Source organism: Variovorax sp. FW301-JW7, from assembly GCF_058788795.1.
The window spans coordinates 248556-261289 of record NZ_JBYTBC010000003.1; the positions used below are offsets into that span (position 1 = coordinate 248556).

Here is a 12734-nt window from a genome sequence, read left to right on the forward strand (position 1 = left end):
TGGGTTCATCCCGCCTGCGTAGGCTCGCGCCAGTCTGTTCAGAGGCCTGTTTCTTCTTCATGACCCGTACCCCGAATCTCCGTCTCGGAGCCCTGACCTTGCTTGCCCTGGCCCTGCTGATGATCTGGGACGCCCTTGGCGGCGACCTGCCGCTGGCCCGCCTGGCCGGCACGCCGATGGGCTTTCCCTGGCGCGAGAACCCCTTTCTGGTCCACGTGATGCACGAGGGCGCGAGAAACCTCAGCTGGCTGCTGGTGTTCGGCCTGTTCGCTGCCATCCGCTGGCCCGTGGGCGTGCTGCGGCGCCTGGACACGGGCGCCCGCGTGCAGTTGGCACTGACGGTGCTGGCCTCGGTGCTGGCCGTGAGCCTGATCAAGCATGCGAGCGACACCAGCTGCCCCTGGGACCTGAAGGAGTTCGGCGGCGCGGCGCGCTACGTGTCGCACTGGGCCTGGGGCCAGGACGACGGCGGGCCGGGCGGCTGCTTCCCGGCCGGCCATGCCTCGGCCGCCTTTGCCTACCTCGGCGGGTACTTCGTGCTGCGGCGCGTGGCACCGCGCGGGGCCGTCGTGTGGTTGTGCGTGGCGCTGGCCGCCGGCCTCGTGCTCGGCGTGGCGCAGCAGATGCGCGGCGCGCATTACATGAGTCACACGCTGTGGACCGCCTGGGTCTGCTGGAGCGTCGGCTTTCTCATCGATCTGGTGGCAACGCGCCGCCGGACCGTCCCTCCCATCGAGCGCACCGCGCCGCTGCATGCAAGCCCTTGATTTCGCGCTGTTCGGCTGGATCAACGCCTCGGCCTCGGCGCCGGCGTGGGGCATCCGGTTCGCGGTGTTCGCCTCGAATGTGCTGCCGACGCTGCTGGCACTGTCGATCGCGCTGGCGGCCGCCTTCGATCGCCGCTGGCGCCACGCCTTCTTCACCGCGCTGGTCAGCGTGCTCGTGGTGTGGCTGGTGGTGAACGTGTTCCGCACACTGCTGCCGTTTCCGCGCCCCGCCTTCTATGGCCTGGGCATCCAGTGGGTGCCGCAGGGCGTGCGGCCGGGCTTTCCGAGCCTGCATGCGGCCGGCACCTTTGCCGCGGCCTTCTCGCTGCTGTGGTGCCTGCCGTGGCGCGCACCGGCGTGCGCCGCGCTTGCGGTGGCGGCGCTGGTGGGCTGGAGCCGGCTCTACCTGGGCCTGCACTTCCCGTCCGACATTGCCGGGGCCGCGATCCTCGGGGCGCTCGTATCGATGGCCGTGGCGCATGCCGTCGCGACCCGGCCGTTCGCGCGCTCCTCGCGCCGGATTCGCCAGGCCCGTTGGCGCGCGCGTGCGCGGCGCGGCGTCTAGGCCGATTTCTCGCCGGAGGGGGAGCGGCGGTTCAGGCTCCCTTCAGATGCGTTTTTTACATTTGGCGCATGTCTCTTTCGCGTATAGAGTCCGCGCCTGTGCCGGGCCATCTCCTGTCTGAAAACTCCTCGTCCGCGTCTCCTGACGCGCGCAGCACTTCCGACTCCTTGTGGGCACGCTTCGATCGCTGGATCACGCGGCCCCGCTCGACCCGGCAGGTGATCGTCTGGCTCAGCGTGTACCTCGGCCTCACGGCCAACTGGCCGCTGCTGAACGACCTGGCCCGCCTGGGCGGCGCGCCCAGCACCTACATGCCGACCGTCGCCGGGTTGGGGATGCTTACCTTCTGCGGCACCGTCGCGATGCTGTCGCTCACCGCCTGGTCGCGCTGGATGAAGCCGCTGTGGCTGGCCGTGGTCGTCATCGCCGCGGTGGCGCAGCACTACATGCTCCAGTACCGCGTGGTGATGGACCCGAGCATGATCGCGAACGCGTTCCAGACCGACCCCAACGAAGCGCGCGACCTGCTGAGCTGGCGCATGGCCTTCAACGTGCTCGTGGTCGTGCTGCCCGCGGCTTGGGCGATCTGGCGCGTGCGCATCGTGCGGATGGGGCTGCTGTCGCATTTCTGGCGCAACGCGCTGCTGCTGGCGCTGGCCGCCATCGTGGCCGTGGGCACGGCCGTGGCCATGAACCGCCAGCTCGCGCCGCTCATGCGCAACAACGTGCACCTGCGCTACATGATGAACCCGATCGCCAGCCTGTACTCGGCCAGCGCCGTGGTGCTGCGCCCGATGTTCAAGCGCAGCAGCAAGCTGATTCCCATCACCGCCGGCACCGCGCTCGGCGCGAGCTACGCGGGTCAGGCGCGGCCGCCGCTGTTCATCGTGGTGGTGGGCGAGACCGCGCGCGCCGACCACTTCGGCCTGAACGGCTACGCTCGCGACACCACGCCCGACCTGGCCAAGCGCAAGGTGCTGAGCTACCGCGAGGTGCGCTCGTGCGGCACCAACACGCTGGCCTCGGTGCCGTGCATGTTCTCGCCGCTGGGCAAGGACGGCTACGAGTCGCGCAAGGACGAATACGAAAACCTCATGGACGTGCTGCAGGCCTCGGGCCTGGCCGTGTTCTGGCTCGACAACCAGGCCGGCTGCAAGGGCGTGTGCGCGCGCATCCCGAACGCCTCGGCCTTCGACGGCCTCGACGTCGCCACCAAGAAAGCGCTGTGCGACGGCGACGAGTGCCTCGACAACGTGATGCTCAAGGGCCTGGATGAACGCATCGCCGCGCTGCCCGCCGAACGCCGCGCCAAGGGCGTCGTGCTCGTCATGCACCAGATGGGCAGCCACGGCCCGGCCTACTACAAGCGGTCGTCGCCCGAGCTGAAGCGCTTCACGCCGGAGTGCAAGACCAACGCGCTGGCCGAGTGCGCGCATGCCGAGCTGATGAACGTCTACGATAACTCGATCGCCCAGACCGACCACTTCCTCGGCCAGACCATCGACTGGCTCCAGACCCAGTCCAAGCAGTACGACCCGGCGCTGCTGTACATCAGCGACCACGGCGAGTCGCTGGGCGAATACGGGCTGTTCCTGCACGGCGTGCCCTACAGCTTCGCGCCCGATGCGCAAAAGCACGTGCCCATGGTCACCTGGTTCGGCGACGGCATGAGCGAGCGGCGCAAGCTCTCGCGTTCGTGCATGGAGGCGGGCCTGGACGCGCCGCTCACGCACGACAACCTCTATCACACGGTGCTGGGCCTCATGGACGTGACCACGCCCACCTACAAGCCCGCGCTCGACGCGCTGGCCGCCTGCCGCGGCAAGGGTTGAGTCCCCCGCAGCAGCGTCCTACTTCTTCTCGCGCGGCAGCCGGCCCATCAGGAAGAACTCCGGGTTCGGCTGCATGCCGCTGAAGCTGGCCAGCCGGTTGCTCAGGCCGAAGAAAGCGGTGATGGCCGCGATGTCCCAGATGTCCTCGTCGTCGAAGCCGTGCGCGTGCAGCGGCCCGAAGTCGCGGTCGTCGATCTCGTGCGAGCGTTCGCAGACCTTCATCGCAAAGTCGAGCATCGCGCGCTGGCGCTGCGTGATGTCGGCCTTGCGGTAGTTCACCGCCACCTGGTCGGCCACCAGCGGTTTCTTCTCGTAGATGCGCAGCAGCGCGCCGTGTGCCACCACGCAGTACAGGCATTGGTTGACCGCGCTGGTGGCTGTGACGATCATCTCGCGGTCGCCCTTGGTGAGCGAGCCTTCTTCCTTGAGCATCAGCGCGTCGTGGTACGCGAAGAAGGCCCGCCACTCGGCAGGGCGGCGCGCAAGGCCGAGGAACACGTTGGGCACGAAGCCGGCCTTTTCCTGCACGGCAAGGATCGCGGTGCGGATGTCGTCGGGCAGGTCTTTCAGTTCGGCGAGGGGGTAGCGGGGGGCGGTCATCTGCTTGTCTCCTGGGGATCGGTCCCGGGATCATAGGCAACGGCGCCGGGGCCTGCAGCGAGCACCGCCAAGTCACTCTCGTCCTTGAGCCCCACACCGCTCAACCCCCGGCGCAGCGATTCGCGCACCAGCCACGCAAGCTTGAAGGCCGCCTGCGCGTACGACAGCCCCTCGGGCCGTACGTTCGAGATGCAGTTGCGTTCGGCGTCGTGCCGACCGCGGCGGGGCGAGTGGGTCAGGTAGATGCCGAGGCTGTCGGGCGAGCTCAGGCCCGGGCGCTCGCCGATCAGCATGACCGACAGCGCCGCACCGACCGCTTCGCCCAGTTCGTCGGCCAGCGCCACGCGCGCCTGGGTGGCGATGAACACGGGCGACAGGCGCGTGCCGGGCGGCAATTGTGGGCGCAGCGCCGCGAGCAGCGGCACGGCGTGGCGAGCGACGGCGAGCGAGGAGAGGCCGTCGCCGATCACGAGACAGACGTCGCAGCCGCCTGCAGGCCGATCGTCGCGCAGGCGCGCGGCGTCTTCGGCGTCGAGCTGGCGGCCCAGGTCGGGGCGGCGCAGGTAGGTGGTGCGGTCGGGGGCGCGGCTGTGCACGCGGCTCACGTCCCATCGGTCGGCGCGCAGTGCGGCATCGAGTGCGTCGACATCGAGCGCCGCATGGATCGCGTCGCGCGCCATCGCGTGGGCCCAGCCGAAGCGCAGCGTTTCGTCGGTGGGCATGCCGGCACCGGCGCGGCCCAGTGCGAGCCGCGCGGGCGTGGCGGCGCGCCATTGCGCCCAGGGGTTGGGGGTGATGGGCGAATCGCTCATGGCGCCAGCGCGGACAGCCCGCCCATGTCGCTCAGCAGCCGGTTGGCCGAGGGCGGTGCAAGCCGCCCGGTGGTGTCGGTGATCTGCATGCGCTGCAGCCAGGCCTCGAACTCGGGCGCGCGCTTCAGGCCGAGTGTCTCGCGCAGGAAGAGGGCGTCGTGGAACGAGGTGCTCTGGTAGTTGAGCATCACGTCGTCCGCGCCCGGGATGCCCATGATGAAGTTGATCCCCGCCGTGCCCAGCAGCACGAGCAGCGTGTCCATGTCGTCCTGGTCGGCTTCGGCGTGGTTGGTGTAGCAGATGTCGCAGCCGATAGGCAGGCCCATCAGCTTGCCGCTGAAGTGGTCTTCGAGCCCGGCCCGGATGATCTGCTTGCCGTCGTACAGGTACTCGGGGCCGATGAAGCCGACCACGGTGTTGATGAGCAGCGGCTGGTAGCGCCGTGCGAGCGCATAGGCGCGCACCTCGCAGGTCTGCTGGTCGACGCCGAAGTGGGCGTTGGCCGAGAGCGCGCTGCCCTGGCCGGTCTCGAAGTACATGAGGTTGTTGCCCACGGTGCCGCGCGCGAGCGATTGCGCGGCGGCGTGCGCCTCGTCGAGCAGCGCGGGTGTCACGCCGAACGACAGATTGGCCTGCTCGGTGCCGGCGATCGACTGGAACACGAGATCGACCGGTGCGCCGGCCTCGGCGAGCTTCAGCGTGTTGGTCACGTGCGTGAGCACGCAGCTTTGCGTGGGAATCTCGAAGCGCTGGATCACCTCGTCGAGCATGTGCAGCAGGCGCCCGAGCACCGGCAGGCTGTCGGACACGGGGTTGATGCCGATCACCGCGTCGCCCGCGCCGTAGAGCAGGCCGTCGAGCGTGGAGGCGGCCACGCCGCGCAGGTCGTCGGTAGGGTGGTTGGGTTGCAGGCGCACGGCCAGGTGCCCGGGCAGGCCGATGGTGTCGCGAAAGCGCGTGACGACGTGGCACTTCTTCGCGACCGCGACCAGGTCCTGGTTGCGCATGAGCTTGGACACGGCCGCGACCATCTCGGGCGTGAGGCCCGGTGCCAGCGCGGCGAGTGCCTCGGTGGTGGCTTGTTCCGACAGCAGCCAGTTGCGGAAGTCGCCGACCGTGAGGTGCGCGACCGGTGCGAAGGCCTGCGCATCGTGCGTGTCGATGATGAGCCGCGTGATGTTGTCCTGCTCGTAGGGAATCAGCGCCTCGGTGAGGAACTGCTTGAGCGGCGTGTCGGCGAGCACGTGGCGCGCGGCCATGCGCTGCTGCGCGGTCGCCGCGCCGAGGCCCGCGAGGTAGTCGCCCGAGCGCGCGGGGCTGGCGCAGGCGAGCACCTGTCGCAGATCGTCGAAGGTGAACACCTGGCCGGCGATGGTGGTGCGGTAGCGCATCGTGTCGTTGGATCTTTTTCAGGGCGTGGACGACAGCATCTCGTCCGGCGCGGCGGCGTCGCGCTGCGCCGAGGTGAGCAGGAAGTAGCCGTAGGCGGCCGCCATCAGCAGGAGGAAGAGCACCGTCAGCATGGTGTTGAACCAGACCATCGCGCCCAAGCACACCAGGCCGAGGCCGAGTGCGACGGCCGGGAACACGGGGTAGAAGGGCGCGCGGTAGGTGCGCAGCAGGTCGGGTTCGGTGCGCCGCAACTTGAACAGCGCGGCCATCGAGATCAGGTACATCACGATCGCGCCCAACACGGCCATGGTGACGATGTTGGCCGTGAGCGTCTGGCCGCCGAACTGCACCCACTCGTCGCTGAAGATGGCAGCGATGCCGATCACGCCACCGGCCAGCAGCGCGCGGTGCGGCGTGTCGAAGCGCGGGCTCAGGCCGGCGAAGTAGCTCGGCAGGTAGCCGGCGCGGGCAAGCGCGAAGATCTGGCGCGAGTAGCCCATGAGGATGCCGTGGAACGAGGCGATGAGTCCGAACAGGCCGATCCACACCAGCATGTGCAGCCAGCCGCTGTTGGCGCCCACCACCGCCTTCATCGCTTGCGGCAGCGGGTCGTTGATGTTCGCGAGCTGGCGCCAGTCGCCCACGCCGCCCGCGAAGATCATCACGCCGAAGGCCAGCAGCACCAGCGTGACGATGCCGGTGGTGTAGGCCAGCGGAATCGTGCGGTGCGGATCGCGCGCCTCTTCGGCCGCCATGGCTGCGCCCTCGATGGCCAGGAAGAACCAGATCGCGAACGGGATCGACGCGAAGATGCCCGACACCGCCGCGCCGTTCAGCACGTTGCCGCCCGCCCATCCGTTGGCGACGAAATTGGCCATCGACCAGCCCGGCGCGACCACGCCCATGAACACCAGCAGTTCGAAGATCGCGAGCACCGTGACGAACAGCTCGAACGCCGCCGCGATGCCGATGCCGATCCAGTTCAGCCCGATGAAGACCACGTAGGCCCCGACCGCGAACCACTTCGGGTTGATGCCCGGGAACTGCACGTTGAGGTAGGCGCCGATCGCCAGCGCGATGGCAGGCGGCGCGAAGACGAATTCGATCAGCGTCGCAAAACCCGCCACGAAACCGCCGCGCGGCCCGAAGGCGCGCCGCGCATAGGCGAAGGGGCCGCCCGCATGCGGGATGGCGGTCGAGAGCTCGGTGAAGCTGAAGATGAAGGTCGTGTACATCGTCGCCACCAGCACCGTGGCGACCAGGAAGCCGAGCGTGCCGGCCGTGTTCCAGCCGTAGCTCCAACCAAAGTACTCACCCGAAATGACGAGGCCGACGGCGATGCCCCACAACTGGACGGGACCGAGGACTTTCTTGAGATGGCCGGTGCCGACGGCGGGGGCCGGCGAAGCGTCGTTGGCGCGCATGGGGGCTTCCTCTCTGGGCGGATGGTGACAGTGCACCCGTCCCAAAGCAAGGGCCGTTCCATCGGATACATCGACGTACAGGTGGCTTCACGGGGGCTGTCCATAATCGGCAGCTTTTCAACCACCGAGGTGTTTCGTGAAGTCATTTGCCTGTGCCGCGCTCGTGTCCGTCTTCGCCATTCCCGCAGCCTTTGCGCAATCCGCCGCCGTGACCACGCCCAGCGGCCTGATCTACCAGTCGCTCAAGGAAGGCACCGGCGCATCGCCCGCCGCCACCGACGTGGTCAAGGTGCACTACCGCGGCACCTTCCCCGATAGCGGCAAGGAGTTCGACAGCTCCTACAAGCGCGGCGAACCCACCGAGTTCCCGCTCAACGGCGTGATCCCGTGCTGGACCGAAGGTGTGCAGAAGATGAAGCCGGGCGGCAAGGCGAAGCTGACCTGCCCGCCGTCGATTGCCTACGGTGCGCGCGGTGCGGGCGGTGTCATTCCGCCGAATGCGACGTTGAATTTCGAAGTGGAGTTGGTGTCGGTCACGAAGAAGTAGTGGTCGCGGCCGGTTGGAGCCGGCTTGGGCAATGGGCGGTGCGTGCAGTTCATCACGCTGCTCGCCACGCAATAGTTGCCCGATTCTTTCCCCTCGTTTTTGTGCGCATGGGCCTCCCACAATCCGCGGCCTGACTCCTGATCCACAGGGGCGGCTTCTGGGAGGAATACATGTCCGCATTCAGTGCTGCGCCAACGCGCACGCTTCAAATCAATAGCACCGCCATTCTGGTGTTTCTGGGCTGCCGGGCGCTTGAGCCGGTTTGCCTGTTGGGGCGCGAAGGCGTCAACAGCTTGTTTGACTGCGAGCTTCTGCTTAAAACGCTCGACGCCCTGGACCTTGGCGCAAGCGAAGCGGCCGACTTCACCTTCGACGCGCAGGGAGTTGTCCCACATGGCTAAGCAGGAAAAGAAAAAGCCAGGATCGCTGTGGGGAACAATCCTGTGGGTGCTTCTTGCGCTCCTCGTTGTGCTTTGCGGACTCTATTGGGCCTTCGTGTGTTTCGTCATGTGCGGTCGGATAGGTTGAGCGCACCATGAGCGCTAAACAAATCATCGAGGACCACGACAAATGGCGAAAAGGCGCAGGCGGTGCGCCGGCGGGTCTTTCCGGCCAGAGCGACGGCAATGCCTACGCTGGGCTCGACCTCAACCTGGTCACCTTCTCGTCGAGCGCCTTCAGCGGCAGCAGCTTCGCATCGACCACTTTTCAAGACGCCGTCTGGACCGCATGCCAGTTCAGCGGTTGCACCTTCAGCCAGTGCGACATGGCACGGATCGCGATCAGCGGATGCACCTTCGTCGACTGCACTTTCAGCGCCTCGCAATTGAAGGCCAGCACGCTCAGCGATTGCACCTTTACTCGTTGCAACTGGACCGCACTCAATTTCGATGCGAGCCAGTGGTCAGGGTTGAAGTTGCTCGACTGCAGAGGCACGCAGGTGAGCGCGATCGGCCTGCAGGGCGAGCAGGTCGACTTCACAGGCAGTCAGTTCGAAGACATGCAACTGACCAACGCGCGAATCAACTGAGGCCGCAAGATGCAGCCGTTCCCGCTCACCCTGGCTGATACTGATACAGCCAGGTCTCCGTCAACGTCTGGTCCCCGTTCTTCAGATAGAGCCGCATGTCGACCGGCTCCGTGCCTTCGGGCGTGAAGTCGAACTGCGCGCGCCAGTGGCCCGGCACGCCGTTGGGCACGGCCTCGGCGAAGACGTAGGAGAACTTGCCGCGCGGCGCGGTGAGCACCAGTTCGGGCTTGACGCCGAAGGGCACCGTGGTGAGCGGTTGCCCGATGAACTCCACCATGAACTTGCGCACGCCCTGTGGGCGCGGCTGGCCCGGTTGGCCGCCGCGGCCGATGCGGGTGGCCACGCAGCGCGCGAGCGGTGACGGAAAGGGCTCCTGGTCGGTCCAGTGCAGCCGGTACTGCAGGCTGTAGCTTGCCCCGGCTTTTGCATCGGCCTTCGGCACCCAGAAGGCGACGGTGTTGTCGTGGATCTCGTCGTCGGTCGGGATCTCGATGAGCTGCACCGAGCCTTCGCCCCAGTCGCCCAGCGGTTCGATCCACAGGCTGGGGCGCTTCTCGTAGTTGACGCCGTCCTGGTAGTGGTCGAAGGCGCGGTCGCGCTGCAGCAGGCCGAAGCCGCGCGGCCGGGTGTCGGCGAACGCGGAGGCGCGGGTCTGCGTGGGGTTGTTGAGCGGGCGCCAGATGCGCTCGCCCGCGCCGTTCCAGATCGCGAGGCCGTCGGAGTCGTGCACCTCGGGGCGCCAGTCGATCGCGGTGGGCTTGATGGTCTCCGAGTACCAGTACATCGACGTGAGCGGCACCAGGCCCAGGCGCGACACGTCGCGGCGCAGGAACACGCGCGCGTCGATGTCCATGATGACGGCCTTGCCGCGCTGCATGACGAACTTGAACACGCCTGTGACGCTCGGCCCCTCGAGCAGCGCGTAGACGGTCATCGAGGTGGTGTTGCCCGCGGCCGGCGTCTCGAAATAGAAGCGCGTGAAGTTCGGAAACTCTTCGGGCTTGTCGGGCACCGCCACGTCGAGCGCGATGCCGCGCGCCGACAAACCGTACTGGTAGAGCTCGCCGATGGCGCGGAAGTACGAGGCGCCGAGAAAGGCGACCCAGTCGTTCTTCTGCCAGTCGAGCTTGCCCTGGTCGCCCAGGCGGCTTTCCTGCAGGCGAAAGCCCGCGAAGCCGGCGCCTTCTGGCAGCGCGCGCGCGGGGCTGTCGGCGGGCATCGAGAAGTACGACGGGCTGTAGAGCACCTCGCGCGCAAAGCTGTCGCCGCCAGCGTTCTCCAGCACGTGCATGCGCACCGGGGTCTGGAAGAAGCGGCCGAGGTGGAAGAACGTGACTGGAAAGGCGCCGGGCCCGTCGCGGAAGAGGGCGTTGGCGGGGTCGAAGCGGATCTTGCCGTGCGCGTCGTAGTCGATGCGCTCCAGCACCTGAGGCGCCAGCGGCGCGGCGGCGGTGTAGGGGCGGGCGGCCAGGCGCTTGGCCTGCGCGACGAGCGCATCGAAGGAGAAGGGCGCCGGCTGGCTCAGTTGCAGGCCGTTGGCGGCCAGCGCCTCTTCGGGCAGTCCCAGGGCAGCGAGTGCGGCGGCGGCACTGCCGGCGGCGAGGAAGGATCGGCGATCAAGCATGGGTTCTTGAGGGGCGGCGAATGCCTTTGAAGGAGAAGGGAAAAGAAAGAGCGGGTGAGGGACGGGAAACAACGTCAAGCATGCCCCGGACCACAGGGTACGGCGCGTCAGCCATTCCGCGCAAACGGGGCCGGACAAGGCCCCGCGCTGTCTTGCGGCAGCGGGTGCCGATCGGGCCCTTTTCGGGGCGTCGGCGGGTATTCTCGCGCCATCGAAAGTGCCAAGGAGACCCCGGACATGTACATCGAACAAGGCGGCGAAGGCCCTGACCTGCTGGTGCTGCTGCACGGCATGGGCGCGACAGGCGCGGTGTGGTCGCCGCTGTGCGCGCAGGCCGGCGCGCGATGGCGTGGCCGCTGGCTTGCGCTCGATCTGCCCGGGCACGGCGCATCGGACCGGCAGGCCTCCTACGTCATCGGCCAGCACGCCGCCACCGTGGCGCGGGCGGTGCTGCCGCATCTGCAGCCAGAAGGCCGACTCGTGGTGCTCGGACATTCGCTGGGCGGTGTGATCGGTCTTGCGATCGCGACGGGGTGGTTCGGCGTCGTGCCGCACCGGGTGTTCGCGGCCGGCATCAAGGTCGCGTGGAGCGATGAAGAGGTCCGCCGCATGGAGACCCTGGCGACGCAGCCCGCGAAGAGGTTCGTTACGGAAGAAGAGGCTCGCGACCGCTATCTGAAAGTCTCCGGTCTCGCGGGGATCGTCGATGCGACATCGCCTGTCGTGGCGCGCGGCGTTGCGCAAGATGGCGAGGGTTGGCGCCTCGCCATGGACCCGCGCGCCAACGCCGTGGGCAAGCCACCGCTGTCCGAACTCGTCGGACTGGCGCGCTGCCCGATTCACCTCGGGCAGGGCCGCCACGATGCGTTGGTCACCCTCGAGCAGACCCGCTCCCTCGACCCCGACGCCCGCGACCTGGGCCCGCATGGCCACAACGTGATGGTCGAGGCGCCCGGCGCAGTGTGGGACTGGATGGCCTCGCTCAGCTGAGCCGCTCGTCGGCCCGGCGGATCGGCACGGTCACCCGCACCTCGGCCGCGCGCGCCCGCAACTGGCCGCAGCCGCCGTCGACGTCCTGGCCGGCCGAGTAGCGCAGCTTCGTGAGGATGCCGCGTTCGTGCAGCGTGCGGGCCATCTGCTCGCAGCGCTCGCGCGACGGGCGGCCGAAGTCCACGCCCTCCACCGTGTTGAACGGGATCATGTTCAGCACGCCGTACTTGCCCGAGAGCAACCGCACGATGCCTTCGACTTCTTCGGGGCCGTCGTTCACGCCTTCGAGCAGTGTCCACTGGTACTGGATCGGGTAGCCGGTGGCGCGGGCGTAGTGCTCGCCCGCGTCGATGAGGGCTTCGGGCGTCAGGTTCGGCGCGCGCGGCAGGAGCTTCTTGCGCAGCTCGGCATTGGTCGTGTGCAGCGAGAGCGCCAGCGCGGGTCGCACGCGCGCCTGCAGCAGCCGCTCGAAGACGCGCGGATCGCCGACGGTGGAGAACACCAGGTTCTTGTGGCCGATGTTGCCGACCGTGCCGAGCAGCTCGATGGCCTCGATCACGTTGTCCAGGTTGTGGGCCGGTTCGCCCATGCCCATGAACACCACCTTGCGCACGGGCCGGCGCAGGCGTGCGAGTGCCACCTGCGCAATGATCTCGGCGCTTTCGACCTGGCGCAGCAAGCCGTCGCGCCCCGTCATGCAGAACTGGCACCCGACGGCGCAGCCGACCTGCGACGAGACGCACAGGCCGTCGCGCGGCAGCAGCACGCTTTCGACGGTCTGGCCGTCGGCCAGCGCAACGAGCAATCGCTCGGAGCCGTCGGCGCCGGGATGAATCGCGTGGATGCGCGCCAAGCCCGCGAGTTCGGCTTCGATGGCCGGCAGGGCCTCCATCAGCGACGACGGGAAGAACGTGGCCGGCAAGCGCCTGCCGCTGTTGCGCGGCAGCGCATGCGACCACAGCCGCAGGATGCGCTGCTCGTGGCTGGGGCCGGCCCCGGCCTCGCGGAGTCGTCGTTTCAGTTCGTGGATTCGCATGCGCGGCGTGGGGCAAAGGGGCTCGGGGGAGCGCCGATTGTGCACGGCGGGCATGCGAAGGCGCGGCGCGCCGGGGCAGGCGCCGCGCCTGCGATGCGCGAGAAAGCGTGCGAAG

13 protein-coding genes are annotated in these 12734 nt (G+C 68.2%); 7 read left to right on the top strand and 6 right to left on the bottom strand.

The features are described from left to right. Positions 1–59: 59 nt before the first annotated feature. The 3 genes from AC3WQM_RS09635 (at position 60) to AC3WQM_RS09645 (ending at position 3164) form a co-directional block, all read left to right on the top strand. Positions 60–767, top strand: a complete 708-nt coding sequence (locus tag AC3WQM_RS09635; RefSeq protein WP_492678269.1) for a phosphatase PAP2 family protein — start codon at positions 60–62, stop codon at positions 765–767. Beyond that, positions 754–1332 (top strand): phosphatase PAP2 family protein, encoded by a 579-nt coding sequence (locus tag AC3WQM_RS09640; protein WP_492678271.1) that lies wholly within the window; start codon positions 754–756, stop codon positions 1330–1332. The genes AC3WQM_RS09635 and AC3WQM_RS09640 overlap by 14 nt, the downstream gene beginning before the upstream one ends. A gap of 68 nt (positions 1333–1400) precedes the next feature. Continuing rightward, positions 1401–3164, top strand: coding sequence for a phosphoethanolamine transferase (locus tag AC3WQM_RS09645; RefSeq protein WP_492678273.1), 1764 nt, complete (start codon positions 1401–1403; stop codon positions 3162–3164). Between the two features lie 18 nt (positions 3165–3182). Here the strand turns inward: AC3WQM_RS09645 and AC3WQM_RS09650 are convergent, their stop codons facing one another. Genes AC3WQM_RS09650 through eat form a run of 4 tightly spaced genes read right to left on the bottom strand, consistent with a single transcriptional unit; the run spans position 3183 to position 7392 of the window. Then, on the bottom strand, positions 3183–3764 hold the full coding sequence (locus AC3WQM_RS09650) for a peroxidase-related enzyme (RefSeq protein WP_099796473.1): 582 nt from the start codon (positions 3762–3764) through the stop codon (positions 3183–3185). Then, positions 3761–4576: an ethanolamine ammonia-lyase subunit EutC gene (gene eutC, locus AC3WQM_RS09655; RefSeq protein ID WP_492678275.1), complete on the bottom strand. Its 816-nt coding sequence runs from the start codon at positions 4574–4576 to the stop codon at positions 3761–3763. Before eutC ends, AC3WQM_RS09650 begins: the two co-directional genes overlap by 4 nt. Beyond that, entirely contained in the window at positions 4573–5967 is a 1395-nt protein-coding gene (locus AC3WQM_RS09660) for an ethanolamine ammonia-lyase subunit EutB (RefSeq protein WP_492678277.1), read from the bottom strand. The genes eutC and AC3WQM_RS09660 overlap by 4 nt, the downstream gene beginning before the upstream one ends. Positions 5968–5985: 18 nt before the next feature. Continuing rightward, positions 5986–7392, bottom strand: a complete 1407-nt coding sequence (gene eat / locus AC3WQM_RS09665) for an ethanolamine permease (protein ID WP_492678279.1) — start codon at positions 7390–7392, stop codon at positions 5986–5988. Positions 7393–7528: 136 nt separating this feature from the next. Between eat and AC3WQM_RS09670 the strand changes: the two genes are divergently transcribed. The 3 genes from AC3WQM_RS09670 (at position 7529) to AC3WQM_RS09680 (ending at position 8969) form a co-directional block, all read left to right on the top strand. Beyond that, positions 7529–7939, top strand: coding sequence for an FKBP-type peptidyl-prolyl cis-trans isomerase (locus tag AC3WQM_RS09670; RefSeq protein ID WP_492678281.1), 411 nt, complete (start codon positions 7529–7531; stop codon positions 7937–7939). A 170-nt stretch (positions 7940–8109) separates the two neighbouring features. After that, on the top strand, positions 8110–8340 hold the full coding sequence (locus AC3WQM_RS09675) for a hypothetical protein (protein WP_492678283.1): 231 nt from the start codon (positions 8110–8112) through the stop codon (positions 8338–8340). A gap of 134 nt (positions 8341–8474) precedes the next feature. Next, positions 8475–8969: a pentapeptide repeat-containing protein gene (locus tag AC3WQM_RS09680; protein ID WP_492678285.1), complete on the top strand. Its 495-nt coding sequence runs from the start codon at positions 8475–8477 to the stop codon at positions 8967–8969. A gap of 25 nt (positions 8970–8994) precedes the next feature. Here the strand turns inward: AC3WQM_RS09680 and AC3WQM_RS09685 are convergent, their stop codons facing one another. Beyond that, a complete protein-coding gene (locus tag AC3WQM_RS09685; RefSeq protein WP_492678287.1) occupies positions 8995–10593 on the bottom strand; it encodes an OpgD/OpgG family glucan biosynthesis protein in 1599 nt (532 codons plus the stop codon). 237 nt (positions 10594–10830) lie between these two features. On the opposite strand from AC3WQM_RS09685, the gene AC3WQM_RS09690 reads away from it, so the two are divergent. After that, the gene (locus AC3WQM_RS09690; RefSeq protein ID WP_492678289.1) at positions 10831–11583 is read left to right on the top strand and encodes an alpha/beta fold hydrolase; all 753 of its coding nucleotides are present in this window, start codon (positions 10831–10833) and stop codon (positions 11581–11583) included. Here the strand turns inward: AC3WQM_RS09690 and AC3WQM_RS09695 are convergent. Continuing rightward, a complete protein-coding gene (locus AC3WQM_RS09695) occupies positions 11576–12619 on the bottom strand; it encodes an RNA methyltransferase (protein ID WP_492678291.1) in 1044 nt (347 codons plus the stop codon). The two genes, AC3WQM_RS09690 and AC3WQM_RS09695, sit on opposite strands and share 8 nt — an antisense overlap. Positions 12620–12734 lie beyond the last annotated feature (115 nt).